General features: G+C 64.9%; 21 protein-coding genes and 3 pseudogenes. 15 read left to right on the top strand and 9 right to left on the bottom strand.

Annotation, left to right across the window (positions count from 1 at the left end; genetic code table 11):
• Nucleotides 1–85: 85 nt before the first annotated feature.
• Nucleotides 86–469 (top strand): annotated as a pseudogene (locus tag AC1DDO_RS21960) (polysaccharide deacetylase family protein); the annotation flags it as partial.
• 147 nt (nt 470–616) lie between these two features.
• Entirely contained in the window at nt 617–1324 is a 708-nt protein-coding gene (locus AC1DDO_RS21955) for a carbohydrate binding domain-containing protein (RefSeq protein WP_476972748.1), read from the top strand.
• A gap of 105 nt (nt 1325–1429) precedes the next feature.
• On the opposite strand, the pseudogene AC1DDO_RS21950 reads toward AC1DDO_RS21955, so the two are convergent.
• Both AC1DDO_RS21950 and AC1DDO_RS21945 read right to left on the bottom strand, forming a co-directional pair.
• Nucleotides 1430–1747, bottom strand: a pseudogene (locus tag AC1DDO_RS21950) (transposase); the annotation flags it as partial.
• A 77-nt stretch (nt 1748–1824) separates the two neighbouring features.
• Nucleotides 1825–2115, bottom strand: a pseudogene (locus tag AC1DDO_RS21945) (transposase); the annotation flags it as partial.
• Nucleotides 2116–2340: 225 nt separating this feature from the next.
• On the opposite strand from AC1DDO_RS21945, the gene AC1DDO_RS21940 reads away from it, so the two are divergent.
• The 4 genes from AC1DDO_RS21940 to AC1DDO_RS21925 all read left to right on the top strand — a co-directional run bounded on the left by AC1DDO_RS21940 (nt 2341) and on the right by AC1DDO_RS21925 (nt 6568).
• Complete coding sequence (locus AC1DDO_RS21940) at nt 2341–2760, top strand: hypothetical protein (protein ID WP_476972746.1); 420 nt, start codon at nt 2341–2343, stop codon at nt 2758–2760.
• 731 nt (nt 2761–3491) lie between these two features.
• Nucleotides 3492–3716, top strand: a complete 225-nt coding sequence (locus tag AC1DDO_RS21935) for a hypothetical protein (protein ID WP_476972745.1) — start codon at nt 3492–3494, stop codon at nt 3714–3716.
• 225 nt (nt 3717–3941) lie between these two features.
• Nucleotides 3942–4985 carry a UDP-glucose 4-epimerase GalE gene (gene galE / locus AC1DDO_RS21930; protein WP_476972744.1) on the top strand — a complete coding sequence of 348 codons (1044 nt, stop codon included), beginning with the start codon at nt 3942–3944 and terminating at the stop codon, nt 4983–4985.
• 206 nt (nt 4986–5191) lie between these two features.
• Nucleotides 5192–6568 (top strand): UDP-glucose dehydrogenase family protein, encoded by a 1377-nt coding sequence (locus AC1DDO_RS21925; RefSeq protein WP_476869534.1) that lies wholly within the window; start codon nt 5192–5194, stop codon nt 6566–6568.
• Between the two features lie 145 nt (nt 6569–6713).
• On the opposite strand, the gene AC1DDO_RS21920 is transcribed toward AC1DDO_RS21925, so the two are convergent.
• The 5 genes from AC1DDO_RS21920 to AC1DDO_RS21900 all read right to left on the bottom strand — a co-directional run bounded on the left by AC1DDO_RS21920 (nt 6714) and on the right by AC1DDO_RS21900 (nt 11071).
• Entirely contained in the window at nt 6714–7586 is an 873-nt protein-coding gene (locus AC1DDO_RS21920; RefSeq protein WP_476972743.1) for a glycosyl hydrolase, read from the bottom strand.
• Between the two features lie 261 nt (nt 7587–7847).
• On the bottom strand, nt 7848–8570 hold the full coding sequence (locus tag AC1DDO_RS21915) for a glycosyl hydrolase (RefSeq protein WP_476868947.1): 723 nt from the start codon (nt 8568–8570) through the stop codon (nt 7848–7850).
• Between the two features lie 341 nt (nt 8571–8911).
• The gene (wecB, locus tag AC1DDO_RS21910) at nt 8912–10057 is read right to left on the bottom strand and encodes a non-hydrolyzing UDP-N-acetylglucosamine 2-epimerase (RefSeq protein WP_476868946.1); all 1146 of its coding nucleotides are present in this window, start codon (nt 10055–10057) and stop codon (nt 8912–8914) included.
• A 50-nt stretch (nt 10058–10107) separates the two neighbouring features.
• Nucleotides 10108–10350, bottom strand: coding sequence for a hypothetical protein (locus tag AC1DDO_RS21905; RefSeq protein ID WP_476868945.1), 243 nt, complete (start codon nt 10348–10350; stop codon nt 10108–10110).
• 145 nt (nt 10351–10495) lie between these two features.
• Nucleotides 10496–11071: a YdcF family protein gene (locus tag AC1DDO_RS21900; RefSeq protein WP_476868944.1), complete on the bottom strand. Its 576-nt coding sequence runs from the start codon at nt 11069–11071 to the stop codon at nt 10496–10498.
• A gap of 210 nt (nt 11072–11281) precedes the next feature.
• On the opposite strand from AC1DDO_RS21900, the gene AC1DDO_RS21895 reads away from it, so the two are divergent.
• From AC1DDO_RS21895 to rsmD, 5 genes are all read left to right on the top strand, one after another.
• Entirely contained in the window at nt 11282–13936 is a 2655-nt protein-coding gene (locus tag AC1DDO_RS21895; protein WP_476868943.1) for a hypothetical protein, read from the top strand.
• A gap of 118 nt (nt 13937–14054) precedes the next feature.
• A complete protein-coding gene (thiL, locus tag AC1DDO_RS21890) occupies nt 14055–15125 on the top strand; it encodes a thiamine-phosphate kinase (RefSeq protein WP_476972742.1) in 1071 nt (356 codons plus the stop codon).
• A 22-nt stretch (nt 15126–15147) separates the two neighbouring features.
• On the top strand, nt 15148–16236 hold the full coding sequence (locus tag AC1DDO_RS21885; protein ID WP_476972747.1) for a DAK2 domain-containing protein: 1089 nt from the start codon (nt 15148–15150) through the stop codon (nt 16234–16236).
• A complete protein-coding gene (locus AC1DDO_RS21880; protein ID WP_476972741.1) occupies nt 16226–18499 on the top strand; it encodes an ATP-dependent DNA helicase RecG in 2274 nt (757 codons plus the stop codon). Before AC1DDO_RS21885 ends, AC1DDO_RS21880 begins: the two co-directional genes overlap by 11 nt.
• 24 nt (nt 18500–18523) lie before the next feature.
• The gene (gene rsmD, locus AC1DDO_RS21875; RefSeq protein WP_476972740.1) at nt 18524–19159 is read left to right on the top strand and encodes a 16S rRNA (guanine(966)-N(2))-methyltransferase RsmD; all 636 of its coding nucleotides are present in this window, start codon (nt 18524–18526) and stop codon (nt 19157–19159) included.
• Nucleotides 19160–19172: 13 nt separating this feature from the next.
• Here rsmD and AC1DDO_RS21870 read toward each other — a convergent pair whose 3' ends face one another.
• Complete coding sequence (locus AC1DDO_RS21870; protein WP_476972739.1) at nt 19173–19958, bottom strand: spermidine synthase; 786 nt, start codon at nt 19956–19958, stop codon at nt 19173–19175.
• A 2-nt stretch (nt 19959–19960) separates the two neighbouring features.
• Nucleotides 19961–21172: an aminotransferase class I/II-fold pyridoxal phosphate-dependent enzyme gene (locus AC1DDO_RS21865; RefSeq protein WP_476972738.1), complete on the bottom strand. Its 1212-nt coding sequence runs from the start codon at nt 21170–21172 to the stop codon at nt 19961–19963.
• Between the two features lie 48 nt (nt 21173–21220).
• On the opposite strand from AC1DDO_RS21865, the gene coaD reads away from it, so the two are divergent.
• From coaD to rnc, 4 genes are all read left to right on the top strand, one after another.
• Nucleotides 21221–21721 (top strand): pantetheine-phosphate adenylyltransferase, encoded by a 501-nt coding sequence (gene coaD / locus AC1DDO_RS21860; protein WP_390204783.1) that lies wholly within the window; start codon nt 21221–21223, stop codon nt 21719–21721.
• A gap of 174 nt (nt 21722–21895) precedes the next feature.
• On the top strand, nt 21896–22420 hold the full coding sequence (locus tag AC1DDO_RS21855) for a YceD family protein (RefSeq protein WP_441407623.1): 525 nt from the start codon (nt 21896–21898) through the stop codon (nt 22418–22420).
• A gap of 36 nt (nt 22421–22456) precedes the next feature.
• Nucleotides 22457–22660, top strand: coding sequence for a 50S ribosomal protein L32 (gene rpmF / locus AC1DDO_RS21850; protein ID WP_056738282.1), 204 nt, complete (start codon nt 22457–22459; stop codon nt 22658–22660).
• Between the two features lie 21 nt (nt 22661–22681).
• Nucleotides 22682–23404, top strand: coding sequence for a ribonuclease III (gene rnc, locus AC1DDO_RS21845; protein WP_441407624.1), 723 nt, complete (start codon nt 22682–22684; stop codon nt 23402–23404).
• Nucleotides 23405–23411 lie beyond the last annotated feature (7 nt).

Raw genomic sequence — 23411 nt, 5'->3', positions numbered from 1 at the left:
TCCGCCGTGCGCCCTATACACACGACGGAAGGAGCCTAAGCCGGGTGGCCCCCAAGCACGCCACTACCGGCACCCAAGACCGCTAATGCGGGCTCTGCCCACCGGCCCCCAAACACACGACAGATGGACCCCAAAAAGGCGAATATTCAGTCATCCATTACGACGACTCGAATCGATCGGATTACACAAAGGCATTTCCTATACATATAGAACTTGGGATTCCTGCCATTTCAGAGGTCAATACTGCGCCGATGGATGGGCGGTCGAGCAAACTGACTTGGGGTCAGGCGAGGGAAATGCGCGACTCTGGAGCATCGGCAACCACACCAGGGACCATCGACGGCTCACTGAAGCTACCGCCTCCGAGATACGTGTGCAGGTCGAATCAGCATACGCAACGATTTTGGCGCAGATGGGTGAACCCCCACTATGGTTCGCCGCTCCTTACCAAGCCTCGAATATGAACGTTGAGATCATTTCATCTCGGCTTCACGCCCGATCAAGATCGCTAGCATCTGCCCCAGATTCTCAGGGGAGTTACACCTTCCCGTCATCGTCCGTCCAACCTTGGGACGCGTGGCGCTATCCGGGAGGACTATCTGTACTGCCGCAATTCTTGGAAGACCTCTATTACCGGACCGTCGTGGCCGGCGATATCGTTCACCTCTACATGCACGGTATTACCCCCACCAACGTTGACAACGGGTTTACCAACATCGGTGAGATCGAGCATCGCGCCCTCCTTCAAGGCCTGCTGGATCGTAATATTCCCGTATTGGATGCCCGGTCATTGGCTTATCCCAGGCTTAATTTGCTGGAGGACCCGTCCTTTGAACTGGGCGGAAGAATGTTGTCCCCAGTGAATTTCAACGGAACCGCAACTGTGAGGACGGCGCAGGCGGACGCCCATTCGGGGTCCGCCTATTTGCGCCTCACCACCGCAGGGGAAACCGGGTCAGGACCGGCCGTGCGTCTCCCCACCGCGGGGGTCCCCGTTCACATCACTCGAGAGTGGCGATTTACGTGCTGGGTGCGAGCTTCGCACGCTACTGGAGGACGGTTTCGCGTGGATCTTGTACGTTCAACAGGGCTGAGCGGCGTACCGACATCTACTTTGATACTCACGGCCAATAGCTTTGGGGGAGAGGCAGTGTCCACAGGGTGGCAGAAGTTCACGAAAACGTTCGACATGACGGGCTACAGTGAGGCGCGTTTCTATCTGGAAGGACGTTCGACCGCAGCCTCCTCCTTAAGCATTGACTTCGACTCTATGAGCCTCATACCGTCCTACGCCTATGACATCAACGGGGAGACGACGGTATGAGCCGCCCGGTGCTTGCTATAGTCGTGCAGCTGGTGAGTCCGGGTCTGGATCATGGGGATCGAAGTAGTCGACGTCGACCTTCGACCGGAGGAGGCGGACTCTCCGTCAAGGCTCCATGAATCCGTCTCTCGCGTTGGGTCGAGGCGGTGAGGGAATGGATTTTGGTTTTCTGTAACCCTGCAGAGCTCCTCGATGGGGCTCTTCACGGTTCGTGGGAATATGGATTGCCTGTGCGCGTCCCATGCCGCCGTCGGGATCCTGCTGGTCATAAAGGATAGTCGATTTGTAGTTTCCAGGGTTGCGGTAGCCGCTTGCGGTGCGTTTGATGGCTTGATTTCGATGTTTGTTTGCTTCGACCTTGCCGGTGGTAACGCCGATGATGATGAGGACTTCGATCTCGTTCCACCGCCGGCAGACGGCGCGGTAGAGCTTGTTTTGGTAGTCTCCGGCCGTTCGGCGGCCTCAACCAGGACTTTGAGTTCCTCCTTCGCCGCTGCGGCGTCGGCTGGGGAGCTGCTCCGGCGCTGTGTTCGCGGTTGTTCCTTGACCTTCCACACAGCCTGCAGCTTGCCGGTCGCATCGTTGTTGGCGAAGACCTGGCCCAGGGCGTGGGTCCCATTTTTGGTGACCGTGTCGCCGGCCGGCAGGAGCAGCATCCGGTGCGCGCAGGCCTTGGCGATCCAGCCGGTCGCGGCGGCCCGTGACCTGTTCTGTCGGGCCTCAGTCACGGTCCGGTTGGCGAGGGAGACCAGATGGAAGTGATCAACCACGGCGGTGTGTGGAAGCCACATTTTCAACGCTTTCCGGGACACCCGACGGGTGGCTCGCGACGACCTGCATGCCCACCTGCCAGGCTACGGGACAGGCGAAGAGCCAGTCCCCGACGCCTTGTGGTCCGGGCGTCCACGGTGCCAGGATCTGACGGTGTCCAGATGCGCGATGGTCGCCATCCATGGCTCATGCCGGGCCCGCGACGTGGAGCCAGGGTCCCGGAAACAACGCAAGGACCGGAGCTGGTGTTCATCGATGCCGGGCATCCGCGGGCTGAGTTTGTCCTCGTCGTGGGAGAGAAAACAGGCCTCGGTCAATGCAGCGCGGACCATTCACCAGGACGCCGCGAACGCATCGGCGGTCTCGGACACGACCCGGCCGGAATTGATGACGGCATCAACAACATGGGCGGGAGCCGGCAGGTGGAGCGGGCACGGAGCGGCACCTGGGCGGTCGATTGGAAGAATGACAGCCGGGCACAGGGCGGGTTCATCGCAGTACCAGAGGTATTTGGACCAGAGAACCTGGACGAATCCGGCGACGGGGATGTTCCGGATCCGCTGGAAACGCCGTTCCTTCCGCCCGTCGCGACGACACCGCAGGTCGGGCACCCAGGTCGTTTGGTCGGTTTCGACAATGACCGGACGGCGTCCATCGGCCAGTAGGCTGACGGACATGACGCGGTAGTCGGGGCAGGTTGAAGGAACTGGTGGCAGCGTCAGCCGGCACCCCCGTTAGGCTCATTCAAGACTCGTGGTGCCCGTTCCAGATTGAATGCTTAGACACACTCATCCCAGCAAATCCCCGGGCACTTTGTTTATTTGCGACACGGAATCAATTCCCGGGTCATTCGACACACATTTTGTCCTATAACCCCAATTCCCCTCCGAACACAAAGAGCCGTTCAATCAGCCATCTCCTACGGCCCGTCGTTTAACGGGGGCATCGCTGAACCGCAGGGTAACCGCGTCCGGTGCAAAGAATGTCCGGAAATCGACCTCGCCCTATGTCTTGTAGACCGGACTGCAGTTGCGATACGACCCCAGCCAGGATTTATATCTCCCACGTGATCGACAGGATCGACGAGTAAGTCCCCGTCCTTACATGGCGGCGTTACGGCTGGCAGGAGGCAGGACTGTGATGAGTCGCACGAAGGGAAAGCTCTCAGTTAGGCCATCGCCTCTCGGGGGTGAAGAGTTGACAGATCTCCGCATGAAGGCTCGGACCGCGTCGTTTGCTCTGAGCCACGCCCGTCAACGTCACCTTGCAGTACGGCGTACCTCCAGGACTACAGTCATGTCTCTCGCTGCTGTACAGGATTCTCCGTAGAATGATCAGACACAATGGAGGGGAGCAATGATGCTCACTTTCCGCGAGTGCGTAAAGAGGTAGTCGATTGACAGGCTTTCAGTTCGATGACGAGGGGATGAAGGCGTTCCTCAAGAAGTTGCGAAAGCAATTCAGTGGAGCCGAAGTGGGCAACCCGATCCCGCTAGGGGCGAGCGTTGAAGAGATCGAAACGATCCTGATCAATCAGCTTGCGGAGGCCGGCGCGACAGCTGACCAAGAGACCATTCACAAGGCGGCCGTGGAAATATTCGATGAAGCGCCTGACCTATAGGCCGGCTCCCCTTTTGGTCGCCGCAAGCGTTGCGGGTTGGTGGTGCCAGGTTCAGGCATTAGGCGACGGCTGAAGGATTGTTTGACGGCGGATCTGTCAGCTGCGGGCCTGGCACCGCGGTCCCGAACTTCTCCGCCGCCATACGCACGGCGCGGCGTCGGGGTCGGGGTCGCAGACATTGGACTTCTGCACGGGGATCCAACCAAACCGTCTAGACTTAACCGAATGAAGGTACTAGTCACTGGCGGGTCCGGCTACATTGGGTCGCACACAACGTTGTCGTTGCTCGAAGAAGGACACGATGTTGTCGTGCTGGACAATCTGCAAAACTCCCACGTTGAATCTCTCAGGCGTGTCCAGGAGATAGCTGGCAGACACCTCGAGTTTCGGGAAGTGGATTTGCTGGACGTGGCGTCGCTGGATGACGTCTTCGCCGGGTCTGACTTTGATGCCGTGATTCACTTCGCGGGGCTCAAGGCGGTCGGTGAGTCAGTGGCACAGCCGCTGAAGTACTACCAAAACAACGTTGTCGGAACGCTGAACTTGCTTCATGCGATGGAAAAGGCAGCTGTCTTCACAATGATCTTCAGTTCGTCGGCGACCGTATACGGTGCAGCAGACGAAGTCCCACTGGATGAAGGGACTCCGTTGAATGCGACAAACCCCTATGGGCGGACAAAGGAACAGATCGAGGACATCCTTTCTGACCTGTCGGCCGCCGATGCTCGGTGGAGTCTAGCGATGCTGCGGTACTTCAATCCTGTGGGCGCACACGCATCGGGGCGAATAGGAGAGGATCCGCAAGGTACGCCGAATAATTTGTTGCCGTTCGTCGCTCAGGCGGCGATTGGGCGCCATGACAAGGTAATGGTTTTCGGAAATGACTATCCCACACATGATGGCACCGGCGTGCGGGACTACATCCACGTAATGGACCTTGCTTCGGGCCACCTGGCTGCGCTGGAGTACTTGTGTGGCAAGACTGGCATCTTCCGGTGGAATCTTGGCACAGGCCGAGGGTCGTCCGTTTTGGACGTGATTGAAGCATTCGGCAAGGCCGCGGGGCGTCGCGTGGCCCACGAGTTCGCTCCCCGCCGGCCCGGAGATGCAGCCATCAGCTACGCGGATCCCACCGCCGCGCTGGCGGACTTGGGATGGTCGGCCAAACGCGGCCTTGCCGAAATGTGCGAGGACCATTGGCGGTGGCAGCGCAATAACCCTCAGGGTTACGAGCCCGCCGAAGGACTGGACTTCGCCTCAGGTCGTTAACGCTGGGATTAATATTGATTCAGCCGCTGGTGTGCAAACGTCGGCTGTCTCAAGCTCGACCGGTTTGACGCGACCCAGAGCCGGTTGTGTTGGGCGTCGTGTGGCCCGCCTGGACTAGGTCCCGCGAGGTTTACGTCGCAGAATCTGCTTTTCCGGTCGGCCGATATATAGTGGACCCGTTTGGTTGCGCTATCTGCGCCAAGGCAATGAAATCAACGGCGGCTACTGGGGGACTAGTGACACTACGACTAACCGTGATCGGTACGGGATACCTCGGCGCGACCCATGCGGCATGCATGGCAGAACTTGGATTTGAAGTTCTGGGTGTCGACGTCGACAAAGAGAAGATCGATAGCCTCAGCCGAGGCGAATTGCCCATCCACGAGCCTGGCCTGCCCGAACTGCTGCGCAAGCACACAGAATCCGGCCGCCTGCGCTTCACTACATCTTTCGAAGAGGCCGGTGCCTTCGGCGACGTCCACTTCATCGCCGTCGGCACCCCGCAGCGGGCCGGCGAGCACGCTGCTGACATGACCTACGTGGACGCATCCGTGACGGCGATTGCCCGGGCCGCCACGAGGGACTCCCTGATCGTCGGAAAGTCCACTGTTCCGGTCGGTTCCGCACGTCGCCTGAAGGACGTCGTCGCCGAAGAATCGCGCGACGGCGTAACGGTCAACTTCGCCTGGAACCCCGAGTTCCTGCGCGAGGGCTTCGCCGTGGAAGACACCCTGCGGCCGGACCGCCTGGTAATCGGAAGCGACTCCGAGGCTGCCGAAGCTACACTGCGCGAGGTCTACGCCGACGCCATCAGCCGCGACACCCCGTTCATCTCGACGGACTTTGAGACGGCGGAACTGGTCAAGGTGGCGGCAAACGCCTTCCTCGCGACCAAGATCTCCTTCATCAACGCGTTCTCCGAGGTCACCGAGACCGTTGGCGGCAATATTCGAACCTTGGCTGATGCCATTGGGCTCGACGCCCGGATCGGCCGCCGCTTCCTCAACGCCGGCATCGGCTTTGGCGGCGGCTGCCTGCCCAAGGACATCCGCGCGCTCCAGGCGCGCGTCTCCGAGTTGGGCCTGGACAGCACCATGCGGTTCCTGAACGAAGTTGACGAAGTCAACCTCCGCCGCCGCGACCGCGCAGTCCACGTCGCCGAAACCCTGCTTGGCACGCTGGAAGGCAAGCGTGTTGCCGTCCTCGGCGTCGCGTTCAAGCCCAACAGCGACGACGTCCGTGACTCACCGGCGCTGGATGTGGCGGCAAGGCTCTTCAACAGCGGAGCGGACGTCAGCGTCTACGACCCCGCGGCCAACGCCAACGCAGCCAAGCGGTATCCGCGCCTGAACTACGTCGACACCCTGGCCACGGCCGTAGTGGATGCCGACCTGGTCATGGTACTGACGGAATGGAACGAATTCGTGAACGTCGATCCTGCGGAGCTTGCGGCAGCGGTGTCGCACAAGCGCATGTTCGACGGACGCAACGTCCTGGACCACGAGAAGTGGAACGCTGCAGGCTGGGACATCGTCTCGCTCGGCCACAAGAGCGAACTGCTGGAGCTCGCCGCTGCGAACTAACGGATTGTCGGCCTAGAGGCTGATTCAGCTGTTGCAGGAGAAAAGGATCCCGCCGGAGCAAATGCTCGGGCGGGATCCTTTCCTCATTTAACGGGCAGTGGCCGGACGCCTGGGTGTCCGGCCACTGCAGGAGGCGCTCAGCGCCTCACAGGGACGCGTAGAGCCTGCCCGTGGTGGTCAGGGCACCGTTCGTGTGGAACAGAGCTGAGCAGCCCATTTTCGGGTCGCCGGCGGGCCTGGACTTCCAGGCGAAGCGTTCGACGAACGGCATCGCACGCAAGCCCGCCACTGTGGCGCGCATGAAGTCTTCGGTCTGGGCCCGCGAGTAGATGGAGGGCCTGGTGGACGTGGCATCCCAGTCGGCCACCGCGTACTCGGTTACCCAGACCGGCTTGCCGTACCTCTCGTGCAGTTCCGTGACCTTGTTGAGGAAGTCGTCCGCTTTGGGCCAGGCGTAGCGGTGCATGGTCATGAAATCGACCCGCAGCCCCTTGTTTTTGGCCTTCGCCATGAAATCCGCGAGCCAGGGGCTTGCCGTTCCAGCAGGTGCGGGGGAGCCAAGCCGCAGTCCGGTCGCCTGCAGCTTTGGCCAAAGGCTGATCGCCTGGTCCACGCTCATGTTGGCCTGGCTCTTGTTGTCGGGTTCGTTGAACCCCAGGAGGTGCTTGGTCTTGGTTTCGGCCAGCTGACGCGTGACCCATCCGATGGCATCCTGCTCCAGCAGGGTCCTTGCGCTCTTGACCATGGGAACAAAAGGCGGGTTGGTGGTGACGTTGTAGTGCGATCCCCAGGTGTAGTGCCAGTCCAGCTTGAGGCTCTTGATTTGCTGGAGCGCGAGGGCGTCCTTCCCGCCCCACCCAAATCCCTTAAGCGTGTCAGCAGGCAGCGTGACAGCTGGGACGCTGGGGATGGCAGCGGGAGCCGTTGCCGCCTGTGCCGATCCCGCGTTGGCGGCCAGGAGGGCACCCGGAGCTGCCATTGCGGCCAAGGGCAGGGCAAGAAACTTGCGGCGTTCCATGAGTTCCTTTCGATGAATGTGGCTGGGCGTCCATGGCTGACGCAGAAACGGAAAAAGCCAGAGCTGGGCGCGTCCCCGGTGGATCCTGCTCACGATTCGTGGCATCAACCGGTGACTGTTCTGGCCTGTGTGGTCCCTGATTCAGTTGTGGCTGAAGTCAACTTAGCACGGGAAACACTCAGAAAAGTCCCGGTTTCACACAGGAAATACGCAGTTTTCTGCCGCTCCCAGCGGCACCCGGAACTGGCTGGAGGTGGATCTCTAGAGGGAGTGGTACAGCTCGCCGGTGGGGGTGAGCGAGCCGTTGTTCCGGAACAACGCGGAGGCTCCCATGATGGGATCGCCGTGGGCCCGCGTTTTCCAGGCGAAACGCTCCACATACGGCATTTTCCGCAAGCCGGTGGCGGTCTCTTTCATGAACGCGAGGATTTCCTTCTCCGTGAACCGGCTGGGCGACTTGGCATTGGCCTTCCAGTCGGCGACGGCATACTCGGTGACCCAGACGGGCTTCCCGTAGCGTTCATGCAGTTTCTGCACGGTGTTGAGAAACGAGTCCGCGTGCGGCGGCGCGTACCAGTGCATCGCGACAAAATCCACCCTCAGGTCCTTCCGGGCTGCCTGGTCCATGAAATTCTTGAGCCAGTCGCCCAGCGCCTGAACCGGGGCCGGAGATCCCAGCCTGAGGCCAGCCTGTTCCAGTTGGGGCCAAAGACTGATGGCGGTGTCCACGGACATGTCCGCTTGACCCTTGTGGTCGGGTTCGTTGAAGCCGAGGAGATTGTCGGCGCCCGTCCACGGCACTTCCGACCGCACCTGCTCGATGGCTTTCCGCTCCAAAGAGCCGCGTCCCCAGACCATCGGCACAAATTCGGCGGCCTGGCTCGAAGCCGCCCGGAGGGGCGGGTAGTCGGGTCCCCAGTCGTAAAACCAGTCCAGGTTCAGGGAATCCAGTTGCTTGAAACCGAATCCGCCGAACCGCGGCATGCCGAGGCCCTTGCTCGCATACGGGGGCAGGGGCCGACGCGGTAGTGGTGCGGGCGACGTCGACGGCGGACGGGGGCCGGGCGAAGTGTCGGGAGTGCACGCGGCCAGGGAGGCAGCCGCCGATGCCGCCACTGACAGTCGTAGAAAGTCCCTGCGGTCCACTTAAACCCTTTGGAGTCGCCGTCGGTTCAGGGTCGAATCGGGGTACCAGATCCGCCATCGGACAACGTCATGCTGGCAACCCGCATCCTTGCCTGCTGAACACTTATTGTTTCACGAAAGACCCTCCCGACTCGCATCGGGGCCCGGCCGCGGCAGCCCCGCCAGCGGCTGTCGGACGACTACGCCCCGCTGAAGTCCGCGGTCCGGTAGCCGACGCCGAGCAGCTCCTCGATCGCTGCCACAGTGCGGGCGGCGGCCTTGCCGTCGCCGTAGGGGTTCACGGCGTTGGCCATAGTGGCAAAGTGCGAGGAATCGTGCATGAGACGAGTCACCTCGGCAAAAATCCGCTCTTCGTCGGTGCCGATCAGCTTCACGGTGCCGGCTTCAAGGGCCTCGGGCCGCTCCGTGTTCTCCCGCATCACCAGGACCGGCTTGCCGAGGCTGGGGGCCTCCTCCTGTACTCCGCCGGAGTCCGTCAGGACGATGTGGGCTCGGGACAGCAACCGGGTGAATTCGCCATAGGCCAGCGGCTCCGTCACCAGCACATTGGCCTTGCCCTCCAGCGCGGGAAGCACGGCCTCGCGCACCACCGGATTCTTGTGGGCAGGCAGCACAATCACCAGGTCCGGCTCGGCGTCGGCGATCCGGGCCAGCGCCCGCCCCACGCTGCGCATGGATTCACCCTGGTTTTCGCGCCGGTGTGTAGTGACCAGCAGGATCTGGCGGCCGCTGGCGTCCAGTTCTTCCAGCTGGGGGTCCGTGAAGGGGAGCTGCTTGTCCACGGTGGCGAGGAGGGCGTCAATCACGGTGTTCCCGGTGACCACGATGTCCTCGGCGCTGATGCCTTCTTTCAGCAGGTTCTCCCTGCTGGTGGAGGTGGGCGCCAGATGCAGCCGGGTGATCTGGCTGGTGATCTTGCGGTTGGCTTCCTCGGGGAACGGCGAGAGCAGGTCTCCACTACGCAGCCCTGCCTCGACGTGTACCACCGGAATGCCGTGGTAGAACGCCGCGATGGCGGCGGCTGTGGAAGTGGTGGTGTCACCCTGGACCACGACGGCGTCCGGGCGGGTGGAGGCGAAGAGCTTTTCCAGCCCGTCGATGGTCCGCGTCATGATGGCCGAAAGGGACTGCCCCTGCTGGAGGATGTTCAGGTCATGGTCGGGAACGATGCCGAATAGTTCGTTGACCTGGTCCAGCATTTCGCGGTGCTGGCCGGTGACCGTCACTATGCAGCGGAAGAGTGGAGACTCCTGCAATGCGCTGACAATCGGCGCCATCTTGATGGCCTCTGGCCTGGTTCCGAAGATCGGCATGATGCTGTGCATGGTTATTCCCCAAGGGTGAGCGAGCGGTTGGAATGGTTGGTGGCCCGGATTTAGGCGAGCAGCAACGCTAGCGCGATGACCGGCACCGCGATAAGGACAAAGAGAACGGCCAGAAGGGCCACCCGCCGTTTGCGCCGGTTCAGCCTGTCGCGGGCGAGTTGCTGGGACTCGTTGTCCTGGCGGTTCTTTAGGTTGGCGTCGTCGTCTGCCTGAGCCGACGCTGGCGGTGGAGCGGTGACCGGAACCGGCTCCACGCCGGGCATCAGGAGGGTGTCCGGGATCTCCGTGTGCATGCGCCGCCTGCGCAGGTGCCGGGGGGCGGCAATCAGCGGGGGAGCGCCGTCGGGAGAGTGTTCCAGCGTGTCCTCCTCGCCTCGGTCAGATGCCCGAACCGGCTGGCCGGTTCCATCGGATGAGGTTCAATTGTTACATTTCCGCTCACCGTTTCGCGCATTCCGGTCTGAGGGAAGCGTCGATCAGGCCCCCCGTTTCGATCACAAACCGCCGTATCCATTGGCCCGGGTCAAGGTCCGGATGTGAGGCAACCATCTGTACATCCGCGCCCGTGCACTGTTTGATTAGCCGGCCCGCGCGGGTGACGTGGTAGCTCGAGGTCACAACCGTGACGGACCTCCAGGCGTTGGCCTTGATCAAGCGGGAGATGGCCTGGGCCTCGCCCCGTGTGTCCATGTCCGGGGGGCGGAAGCAGATGACGCTGGGGTTCGGAAAGACTGTGGAATTGCACGTCTCATCCGCCGCACGGTTGCCGAACGTATCCGTGTGGGAGATCACCAAAACCGGGATGTTGTATTCAGCCTGGATCTGGCGGGCCACCGGAAGGCGTTCGCTGGCTGCGCCGCCGAGCATGATGACGGCGTCGGTCCGGTGGACGCTGAGCGGATCCACGTTGACGAAGAGTTGAACGGCAATGACCAGGTACAGGATGAGGCCACCGACGGCGAAGGCAAGCACCCTGCGGGTGGCGGTATTCACCGCGGTGACGGAATGAGGCACGGCTAAGAGTTTGGCACGCAGTTTTCGGGTGGCGAAATGGTGCGCAGATCCTGCGCAAGAACTTGCTAAGAAAAATGCGTGATGCAGTTGTGATTACAGGGATCAAAGTTAGTGGGGTGACAGACGTGAATTGGCGTTTATGCTGTAGGCACCTTCCGTCGCTCCCACCGCCAGGTCACCACCTGAGGTCCCACCCCTAAGCGAGCAATCTTGCGAAAACTGAACATAGCGGCAACCTTGATTGCCGCCGTGATGCTGGCAGCAGCCTTGCCCCAGACCGCTGTGGCCGCAGTGCAAGTTCCGGCCACGCAGTTGGTGGTCCCGGCGTCGACGGCTGCGCATTCCACGGGCGCTGCATCGGTGGGCGCTGTTCCGGCGGTGTCGGACCCGAGTCCCCAGGGACAGGCGGTGGATGACTTTGTCCGGCCCGAACCGCCGGCCAACCGGGCGAAGGCGGAATACACCTACGTCAGCGCTCCGCTGGCGGGCACCTTGAAGACCACCCTGGTGACGGTGCAGTTGGCCGATAAGACGGCAGCGGAAACGGACGCGGCCGTGCCGATCGCCGCGGCGAAGGCTTCCCTTAGTGCGGCCAACCGGTACTGGGCACACGCCACCGCGGGCAGGGTGGACATTGCCCTGACCTCCACCCGCGTACTTCACAAGTCCGCCGCGAGATCCACCCAGACGCCGGCGCAGATCGTGGACACGGTCTCGCAGGAACTGGGGTGGACGCAGCGCGCCTATACCGCGCTGGTGATCTTCATCCCCGGCGCTTACCTGAGCAACGGCACCGCGGGCATGACCTACAGCAACGGGACCACGGGCGGGCGCATCCTGATGCCGCAGAACAGCCGGCTGGCAACCCCGGTGCTGACGCATGAGTTCGGGCACGCCCTGGGCATGGACCACGCCAACAGCCTGCTGTGCGGCAGCGGGGCCATGGACGTCGCCGCCGGGCCTTTTGCAGGGTTCGCCGATCCCACCTGCAGCATCAAGACGTACGGGGACAACCTGGACCTCATGGGGATCTCGCACTGGGACCTGATGCCGGAAATCAGTGCCAGCCTGTGGGAAATGGGCCGGTTCGGCAACGGTAACGAGATCACCAACCTGGGCGCGGTGGCCGGACCCCGCAAGGTGACCCTGAAGCCCTGGGCCGGCGACGACGCGAACCGGGCCGTGAAGTTCACGGACCCGAAATCCGGCGAGGTCTACTACCTCGAGCTCCGGGCTCCCGTGGGCTATGACGCCGTGATCGCGCAGGCCGGAAACCGAGGCGTGAAGATCACCCAGCAGGGCGGAGGCAACTCCTCGATCCTGCTGCCGCCCGATACCCGAGCCTCCGCCTTCAACGGCTACTATTCGAACACTCAGGCCTGGCAGGCCGGGCAGACATTCACTACCCACGCCGGCACCAAGGTGAGCATCGATTCGGTGACCAACACCGCAGCCACCGTCACCATCCGTCCGCCGGGGGCGCCTGCCAAGGGCTACGTCGAATCGATGGCCATCAACCGTTCCGGCACCAAGGCCAGCCTGGACGTCGCCGGCTGGGCGTACGATTCCGCCAATTCCTCGGCATCGTCCACCGTCCACATCTACGTGACCCCGCCGGGCGGCACCGCAACGGGCTACGCCGTGGCCGCCAACCAGGCCCGCGCCGACGTCAACAAAATCATGCAGGTGACCGGCAACCACGGGTTCACCCGCTCGTTCAACCTGACCCAGGCCGGGGTATATAAGGTCTGCGTCTACGCGCTGGGCAGCGTCGAGACCGCGGACCTGGGCTGCCGGTCCCTGACCCTGGCCGGGTCGGCTCCGACCGGCGGATATCTCGAGTCGCTGGTGCTCACCCGGGCCAACGGGGTGACGGTGCTGCGGGCGACGGGCTGGAGCTATGACCCCGGGACTTCCGCGGCGTCCATCCCGGTCCACCTGTATGTGACGGACCCGGCTGGCAAGACGACATCGAAGGCCATCACAGCCAACAAGAGCCGCAGCGACGTCAACAAGGTGATGTCCGTCACCGGGAACCACGGCTTCACCTCGGACATCCCCGTGACGATGAGCGGGGCGTACAAGGTGTGCGCCTACGGCATCGCCGTCACCGCGTTCAGCCAGGGCAACAGCCTCCTGGGCTGCACAACCGTGACGACGACTGCAACCCCCGCGCCCTCCGGCTTCCTGGAGAGCACCGTGGTCAAGACAGACGCGCCAACGGCAACCATCACCGTCACGGGGTGGACCTTGGATCGCGGAACCCCGGCCGCGTCCATCCCGGTGGACTTCTACGTCACCGACCCCAAGGGAGTGACCAAGAGCTCCGCCTATACCGCCAACCAGTCCCGCGCGGACGTCAACCAGGTCATGGGAACCACGGGAAACCACGGCTACCGGGTGGCGCTGCCGGTCACCATACCGGGCAACTACAAAATCTGCGCCTACGGCATCGCGGTCAGCGTCTTCCCACTGGGCAACAGCCTCCTCGGCTGCTCCACAGTGAGTGTTGCCGCCACCCCCGCGCCGGTCGGGTACCTGGAGTCCGTCAAGGTCCAGCTCGGCGGCACGGGATCCGCGCTGGTGGCCAGCGGCTGGGCCCTGGACCCGGGAATGACGCGTGCGAACGCTCCCGTCCATCTATATGTCACCTCGCCTGACGGCACCACCAAGGGCACGGCCTACGTGGCCAGCCGGTACCGGGCCGACGTCAACTCGATTTTCCAGGTCTCCGGCAACCATGGCTACCGGATTGTCATTCCGGTGACCAAGCGCGGCGTGTACACGGTGTGCGCGTGGGGGCTGGGCGTCGCGGGGATGTCGTCCGGGAACACCCGGCTCGGCTGCCTCAAGGCGACCTTCTAGCCCGTTGCGGCCGGTGTCCTTGCCGGCCGCACAGCCGTTCGGCGGTGTCGGTGCCTCGCGGTAGCGTAGGGCTGTGCCTGAAACTCCTGTGCCTGATATTCCTGTACCTGAAATTCCTGTGCCCCAATCCGTGCCGGCGGACACCGCCTTGACCGTTGCGGACCTCTCGGAGTCCCAGCTGCTGGAGCGCATCTTCCCGCGCCTCAGGGCCGTGGATCCCGCCTTCTCGGAGTCCACCGGCGCGACGGAGCCGGCGGCGTACCTGCTGCTGGGGCCGGGGGACGACGCCGCCATTGTCGCCGCGCCGGACGGGAGGACCGTGGTGAGCATCGACACCCAGGTGGTGGACCAGGACTTCCGGCTCGAATGGAACAACGGCTACCGGACCACCGGGTACGATGTCGGCTGGAAGGCCGCCGCCCAAAACCTCAGTGACATCAATGCCATGGGAGCCCGGGCCACGTCCTTGGTGGTGAGCCTGACCATGCCGCCGGAAACCCCCGTCTCCTGGGTGGAAGATTTCGCCGACGGCCTCATGGCCGGAATCAGGGGGCTGGGTGCGGAAGCCTGCGCGGTGGCCGGGGGAGACCTGGGCCGTGGCCGCGAACTGGCGGTCAGTGTGGCGATCCTGGGGACCCTTGACGGCGGGGAAGCCGTACTGCGGTCCGGAGCCCGGCCCGGCGACACTCTGGCCCTGGCAGGAACAGTGGGCCGGGCCGCCGCCGGGCTGGCGCTGCTGGAATCCGACATCCCGGTGGGGGACCTGACCGCCGGCCAGCGCTCCCTCCTGGACACCCAGTGCAAGCCGCAGCCGCCGCTCGCGGCCGGACCCCTGGCGCGTGGAGCCGGCGCAACAGCCATGATGGACATCTCGGACGGACTGGTCCGGGACGGAAACCGCCTGGCGGCCGCCAGCCACGCAATGCTGAACCTTGACGCCGCAGCCATGAAGGAGTTGGCCGTTGCGCTGCTGCCTGCGTCGGAGCTGCTGGGAGCAGACCCGCTGTCCTGGGTCCTCGGCGGCGGCGAAGACCACGGGCTGCTGGCCACATTCCCCCAGGAGGTTCAGCTCCCTCCCGGTTTCACTGCGATAGGCTCGGTAGAGGCCCCTGCACCAACCGAAAGCACGGGAGTAACGATCGCGGGCAGGCCCGCTGACGCTGTGGGATGGGATCACTTTGCAGACTAAGATTGCCGCCAACGCGCAAGCGATGAAGCGGTGGTTGGGCAAGGCGGAGACAACGCTCGGGAACCACAGCGACCGCCTCAACGCCATCAACATCTTTCCCGTGGCAGACGGTGACACCGGCACAAACCTCTACCTCACTGTCCGTGCCGCGGCCCACGCCGCGGACGCCGTCGTCGAAGGTGGCGCAGCCCCGACGTCGGCCCCGGCCGCTGCCCAGTCCCACCACGCGGCGCCGGACCCGTCCCTGCACGACGTCGGTGCCGTCTTGGCGCGGGCCGGCCAGGTTGCCATGGAACAAGCCCGCGGCAACTCCGGAACCCTGTTTGCCGTGTTCCTCTGCGCCGCCGCCGAACCGCTGGCCGGGCACACCCGGATCAGCTCGCCGCTGCTGGCCGCAGCACTGAACCGGGCCCAGATCCGGGCCTGGTCCGCGCTGAGCGATCCGGTGCCAGGCACCATGCTTTCCGTCATGGAGGCCGCCGCCCGGGCCGCGGCCGCCGTGGATTCCGCGCACGACGGAGACGACAGCAACCAGACCCTTGGCCTGGCCCTGGATGCCGCCGTCGAGGCGGCCCTGGCCGCCGTGGTGCGCACCGAAGAGCAGCTCGATGCCCTGCAGGCCGCCCACGTGGTGGACGCCGGCGGCGTGGGCATGCTCCTGATCCTGGACTGCCTCCGCTCCGCCGTGCTGGGCGAAGAACTCCAGAGCGAGCTGCTGGACGGACTGCACGGCTATGACGTCCAGGACCCGCACATCCACGTCGGCATGCCGCGGGACGAGGGCGTCGAGGTCATGTGCACCATTTCCCTGTCCCCGCTGGACGCGGCCATGATGCGCCAACGGCTCGACGAAATGGGCGACTCGGTGATCATGAGCCAGGTCGGCGGCGGCGCGGATGAGGCCGGGCACTACCGCTGGCGCGTCCACGTCCACGTCCTGGATGCCGAACCCGCCGTCGCGCTGATCCGATCCCTGGGCGACCCCACGGACATTTCCGTGAGCGAGCTCGCAGTGCCGCGCGATCCGCAGGCAGAGCCCGCCACCGTTGCCGCCAACGTTCCCCCTGCGCTCGCCGCCGAAACCCGAAACCCCGACGGACATGCACGCTGAACTTGAACTGGGCCTGGAACGCCGGATCGGCAAGCGCTCCGCGGCCGTCATCGACAAACATCTTGGCATCACCACTGTCGGCGGGCTCCTGAACTACTTTCCCCGCCGCTACCTCAGCCGCGGCGAGCTCACCCCCATCAGTGAGGTCCCGCTGGATGAGGAAGTCACCCTGATCGCCCGGGTGGTTTCCAACAGCACCCGGCAAATGCGCGCCCGGCGGGGCTCGCTCACAGACGTCGTGATCTCCGACGACGCCGGGAGCCCCGGAACCGGGACGGACAGAGTCGCTTCCGGCCGGGCCGGCGGCGCGCTTCCGGGCACGCTCAAGGTCAGCTTTTTCAACGGGTTCCGGGCCAAGGCCGAGCTCCAGCCGGGCCGGCGCGCCATGTTCTCCGGCAAGGTCACCCGGTACGGCGGATCCCTCGGCCTGACCAACCCCGACTTCCTGCTGCTCGACGAGGACCCCGACACTCCCGGCATGGATCCGGAGAAGCTCGCCGCCATGCCGATCCCGGTGTACCCGGCCACCGCGAAACTCACCAGCTGGTCCATCCAAAAGGTCATCTCGACGCTGCTGGACACCGTGGAGCTGGAGGCCCTTGGAGACCCGCTGCCCGCCGAAGTGGCGGCGCGGGAGAAGTTCCTGCCGGTCGCGGACGCCTACCGGCTGATCCACGCCCCGCAAACCCCGGCGGACTATCAGCGCGCCCGCGACCGGTTCCGCTACCAGGAGGCCCTGGTGCTGCAGGCGGCCCTGGCGCGGCGCCGCGCCCAACTGGCCGCCGAGGAGGCAACGGCCCGCCGCCCGGCAGTGGACGGGCTGCTGCCCGCCTTCGACCGCCAGCTGCCGTTCACCCTGACCGCCGGCCAGGCCGCCGTCGGAAAGACCCTCTCCGACGAGCTCGCACAGGACTCGCCGATGAACCGGCTGCTCCAGGGCGAGGTGGGCTCCGGCAAGACAATCGTGGCACTGCGCGCCATGCTGCAGGTGGTGGACGCCGGGGGACAGGCCGCCCTGCTGGCCCCCACGGAAGTCCTTGCGGCCCAGCACGATGAATCCATCCGGCGCACGCTCGGACCGCTCTCCCGGGACGGGCTGCTCGGCGGGTTCGGCGAGGACGCCGTCCAGGTCACCCTCCTCACCGGCTCCATGCCCACCGCGGCGCGGAAGCAGGCCATGCTGGACGCGGCCTCCGGGACGGCAGGAATCGTGATCGGCACGCACGCCCTGCTCAGCGAGAACGTCTCCTTCTACGACCTCGGGCTGATCGTGGTGGACGAACAGCACCGCTTCGGCGTGGAACAGCGCGACGCCCTCCGCGCCAAGGCGAGCAAACCGCCGCACCTGCTGGTCATGACCGCCACCCCGATTCCCCGGACCGTCGCCATGACCGTGTTCGGAGACCTCGAAACCTCCGTCCTGGACGAACTCCCCGCCGGCCGCGCTCCGATCTCCACCCACGTGGTGGGGCTCGCGGAACACCCGGCCTGGGCCACCCGCATCTGGTCCCGCTCGCGGGAGGAGATCGACGCCGGCCACCAGGTCTACGTGGTCTGCCCCAAGATCGGCACGGACGACGACGGCGACTTCACACCGGGCGAGGCCGAACCGTCCGCTGCGGATCTGGAGGGCGAGAACGGCGCGCGGGAACTTGCTTCCGTCACCGGCGTCGTGGAACACCTCCGGGACGAGCCGGCGCTTGCCGGGGTGAGTGTGGCGCCGCTGCACGGCCGGCAGGACCCGGTGCTGAAGTCCGAGACCATGGCCTCCTTCACCGCCAACCAGACCAAGCTGCTGGTCTCCACCACGGTCATTGAGGTCGGCGTGGACGTGCACAACGCCACGCTCATGGTGATTCTGGACGCGGACCGCTTTGGCATCTCCCAGCTCCACCAGCTGCGCGGCCGGGTGGGCCGCGGCGGGCTGCCCGGGACCTGCCTGCTGGTCACCACGCTGGAACCGGGTCATCCGAGCCGGCGCCGGCTCGACGCCGTGGCTGCGACCACGGACGGCTTCGAACTCTCCCAGGAGGACCTCAAGCTCCGCCGGGAGGGCGACATCCTGGGCGCCTCGCAGTCCGGCGGCCGGTCCACCCTGAAGCTGCTGCGCGTGCTCGAACACGAGGACGTGATCGCCCGGGCCCGGCAGGACGCCCAGCGGATCGTGGCGGCCGATCCGTCGCTGGCGGCACAGCCCCGGCTCGCGGCGGCAATCGACGAATACTTGAACCCCGAGAAGGAGGCGTTCCTTGAACGCGGCTAGGACCACACGCCAAGGGCAGAAGCCTTGAGCCGGATCATTGCCGGCGCCGCCGGCGGCAGCCCGCTCGCCAACGTCCCCGGGAACCTGACCCGGCCCACGACGGACCGGGTCAAGGAAGCGCTGTTCTCCCGGCTGGACGCCTTCAACGTCATTGCCGCTGCCCGGGTCCTGGATCTATACGCGGGCTCCGGCTCACTCGGGGTGGAGAGCGGCAGCCGCGGCGCCGACTCCGTGGACCTGGTCGAATTCGATGCCAAGGCCAGCGCCGTCTGCCAGCGGAACGCGGACCTGGTCAATACGGTCACGGGCCGCAAGGTGGTCTCCGTGCACCGTTCCAAGGTTGAATCCTTCCTGGACCGGACCGCCGACGACGCGCGCTGGGACCTGGTGTTCCTGGACCCGCCGTATCCCCTGGAGGAACCGGCCCTTGGGGCCGTCCTGGCCAAACTGGTGCCGCACCTTTCCGAGGGGGCCGTCGTGGTGGTGGAACGCTCATCCCGGTCGCCCGAGCCCGAATGGCCCGAAAACATGGAACGGTTTGCCGAGAAGAAGTACGGCGAAACCCGGCTCTGGTTCGCCGAACCCGGCGTGGACGCCGCAGAAGCCGTGGAAGCCGCGGAAGCTGTGGGAGCGGCGGACGCCGCGGCCGAAAAGGACTAGCCGGCCAGAAGGACTAGCCGGACAGTACGTCCAGCTCGACGCCGGCGAGCAGCCTGGCCGGATGCGGGCCGCGCGCCGTGAGCGCCGCCGTCCAGACCTCCGGCCAGGGCCCCTGGGTCCCGGTCAGGATGATGTTGCCGGGGTACCGGCCGGTGAACATGCCGGCCTCCGCGAAGGCCGAGACGTCTGCCATGGCGCGGCGCATCGCCGCGACCTGGCTGCGGACCAGGGTAAGCCCGGGTTCGTCGCCCACGTTGACAACCAACACCCCGCGCGGCGTCAGCCGTGCCGCGGCCTCCTGGTAGAACTCGGTGCACGCGATGTGTTCCGGTGCCTCCGGCCCGGAGAAGATGTCCAGGATCACGACGTCGAACCGCAGTTCCGCCGCAAGTCCGGCAAGGGCGTCGCGGGCATCGCCGATTATCGTGTGCAGCTGGGTTCCCTCCGGCAGGGGCAGCTGGGCCAGCACGAAGTCCAGCAGTTCCCGCTCCAGCTCCACCGCATACTGGACCGAGCCGGGACGGGTGGCCTGGATGTAGCGGGCCAGGGTCAGGGCGCCCGCGCCCAGGTGAAGCGCGGTGATCGGCTCGCCCCAAGGAGCGGCGAGGTCCACCACATGCCCGATCCTGCGCAGGTATTCGTAGAAGATATCCGCGGGATCGGCCAGGTTGACGTGGGACTGTTCCGCGCCGCCGATGCTCAGCACGAAGCCGCCGTCGGTAAAGGGATCAGGCTCGATGGTGGCGTGCTGTCCGGTGGTCCGCAGGAAGCGCGAGGCGCCGGGGTGCTGCTCCGCCATGCTCACAGCCTGTCGCGCAGGGTCGCCAGCCGCTCGGCGGCCTCCTCCAGCACGTGGAGCTGCTTGCAGAAAGCAAAGCGGAGCAGGCTGCGGGTGCGTTCGGCGCCGTCGGGGTGGCAGAAGACCGGCACCGGGATCGCCGCGACGCCCACGAGGGCCGGGAGCCGGCGGGCCAGTTCCACGGAGTCCGTGATCCCCAGCGGTGAGGTGTCCACGTTGACGAAGTAGGTCCCTTGCGGGGTCAGGACATCGAGGCCGGCCGCGCGGAGTCCCTCGCTGAGGATGTCGCGCTTGTACCGGAGGGTGTCGGCAATCCCGGTGTAGAACTCGTCCGGGAGGCCCAGCCCCACCGCGATCGCTGCCTGAAAGGGGGTGCCGGAACTGTAGCTCAGGAACTGCTTGACCGTCCGGGCGGCGGCCACGAGGTGCTCCGGTCCGGAGACCCAGCCGATTTTCCAGCCGGTGAAGGAGAAGGTCTTGCCGGCCGAGGAAATGGTCAGCGTGCGTTCCGCCGCGCCGGGCAGGGTGGCCACCGGGATGTGCCGCACGCCGAAGGTCAGGTGCTCGTACACTTCGTCGGTGACGATCACGGCGTCGTACTTTTCGGCCAGTTCGACGACGCGCTGGAGCACCTCGCGGGGGAACACTGCGCCGGTGGGGTTGTGCGGATTGTTGATCAGCACCACCTTGGTGCGGTCGCTGAACGCGGCCTCCAGCGCGGCCAGGTCCGGCATGAAATCCGGGGCCAGGAGCGGGGCGGTGACGTGGGTGGCGCCGGAGAGCCCGATGATGGCGCCGTAGGAGTCGTAGAACGGCTCGAACGTGAGCACCTCATCTCCCGGGCCGACCAGCGCGAGCAGCGAGGCGGCGATGGCCTCTGTGGCGCCGGTGGTGACGATGATCTCGGTGTGCGGGTCCGGGGTGAGTCCGTAGAACCGCTGCTGATGGACTGCGATCGCCTCCCGCAGGGGCAGGATGCCCTTGCCGGGCGCATACTGGTTGGCTCCGGCGGCGATGGCGGCCTGGGCCGCCTCCTTGATCTCCAAGGGCCCGTCCTCGTCCGGGAAGCCCTGGCCGAGGTTGATGGCGCCCGTGCTGAGCGCCAGGGTGGTCATCTCCTCGAAGATTGTGACGCCCAGGGAACCGTCGGGGGAGAGCAGGTTGGCGCCGGTCGCGGCGCGCTGCCACGGGAATTGGGGAGGGAGCTGCGACATTCAGCCATGTTATCCCGCCCCGCTGCGCCCATACGGTAGGTTCGGAGCATGAGACGCGCTGTGTGCCCTGGCTCCTTCGACCCCATTCACAATGGACACCTGGAAGTCATCGCCCGTGCCGCGGGCCTCTTTGACGAAGTGATCGTGGCCGTGTCCACGAATTACGCCAAGAAGTACCGCTTCAGCCTTGAAGAGCGGATCGACATGGCCAAGGAAACGTTCGCCTCCTTGCGCGGGATTGTGGTGGAACCCGTGGGGGAGGGGCTCCTGGCCGAATACTGCCGGCAGCGCGGCGTTTCCGCGATCGTCAAGGGCCTGCGCTCGTCCTCGGACTTCGACTACGAGCTGCCGATGGCCACCATGAACCGGCAGCTGACCGGCGTCGAGACGGTGTTCCTGCCGGCGGAAAGCCACTACCTGCACCTGTCCTCCACCCTCATTAAAGAGGTCTTCGCCCTGGGCGGGGACATCTCGGACTTTGTGCCCCGTTCCGTGCTGAAACGGCTGGCCCCGGGCGAGCCGGTCCAGAACCGGGCGCGCAAAGTGTAAGCTTGACCGGTACTCGGCGGCCTGCTGCCGGTTGCGCGGCCCGAATCCAGGCCCGTTTGTGGTGAGAACCGCAGGCGTGCCCCCGGTTTGAGTCCGTCCGGAAGTTCAGGCTAAGATGGTACGTCGGTCATATGTTCAACAGGAGTTCTCATTAAACGAGATGCTAGTTCGCCCTTGGCGTTCGACGTCAAGGACCTCGGACGCAGTCCGGGAAGCATGCGAACGCTGACGGAACATGTACCCGCGCCAAGGGATCTTGGCGTGGCGCTCATTGGCGTGCAGGAAGGCTCGGATGTCGAGCTGGACCTGCGGCTTGAGGCCGTACACGAAGGAATTCTGGTATCAGGAACCGCGCTCGTTGAAGTAACTGGCGAATGCGGCCGATGCCTGGATCCCCTTGCGTATGACCAAGAGGTCGATGTGCAAGAACTTTTCTTCTACGAGGACGCTGTGTTCTCCGACGAGGAAGACGAAGAAGAGCAACGTCGAGTCGAGCACGATCTGATCGATCTTGAGCCGGTGTTGCGGGACGCAGTTGTCACCATACTGCCGTTCCAGCCGGTGTGCCGGGAAGACTGCCAGGGCCTTTGCTCCGAATGTGGAGTACGCCTGGAAGACGAGCCGGGGCATCACCACGAGGTCGTAGATCCTCGCTGGGCCGCCCTGGCTGACTTGGCTAAGCCTGACCGGCAAAACTGATTTGTAAGTGTTTTTCTAGAGAGAAATGAGTTAGCCGTGGCTGTCCCGAAGCGGAAAATGTCTCGCTCGAATACCCGCGCCCGCCGCTCCCAGTGGAAGGCAACTGCCCCCCACCTGGTGAAGACCGTAGAGAACGGCCAGGTTGTTTACAGCCTGCCGCACCAGGCAAAGGTCGTTACCGACTCGGCTGGCACCGCGCTGTTCCTTGAATACAAGGGCCGCAAGGTCGCAGACGTCTAATCCGCCGACAGGCTGAAAAAGATGTCTTCAACTGAAGAGCTTCTGAAGCGTCTCGGTGTCACTATTGACGCCGGGACGCTTCGTCTTGCGCTCACACACCGCTCCTACGCCTACGAAAACGGCGGCATCCCCACCAACGAACGGCTCGAGTTCCTGGGCGACTCCATCCTGGGATTCTCCGTGACGGACGCGCTGTACCGCGACAACCCCACGCTGCCCGAAGGCGACCTGGCCAAGCGCCGCTCTGCCGTCGTCAGCACCCGGGCTCTGGCCGGCATCGGCCGCAGCATCGGGCTGGGCGACTACATCTACCTCGGGCAGGGCGAGAAGCTCACCGAAGGCAAGAACAAGGCCTCCATCCTGGCGGACACCATGGAGGCGCTGATCGGCGCCACCTACCTCTCCAACGACATCGAGACGGCCCGGCAGCTGGTCATGCGGCTGGTCGGTCCGCTGTTGAAGGACGCGGCCGCCCTCGGCGCGGGAACCGACTGGAAGACCAGCATCCAGGAGCTGGCGGCCAGCCGGCAGCTCGGAACCATCAACTACGCAGTGGACGGCTCCGGACCGGACCATGCCCGCACGTTCGAGGCCGTGCTTCGGATCGGCGGCACCGATTACGGCACCGGAACCGGCAACTCCAAGAAGGAAGCCGAGCAGGAAGCCGCCGCCGACGCCTGGCGCCGGCTCACCGCACCCTCCGCGCCCGATCCCCAGCAGCTCCAGCCCCAGACCGGGAGCTAGACAGCGC

Source organism: Arthrobacter sp. 10N43 (assembly GCF_056394525.1).
The sequence above is the reverse complement of the archived record's forward strand: the minus strand, read 5'-3'. Positions and strand labels throughout refer to the sequence as shown.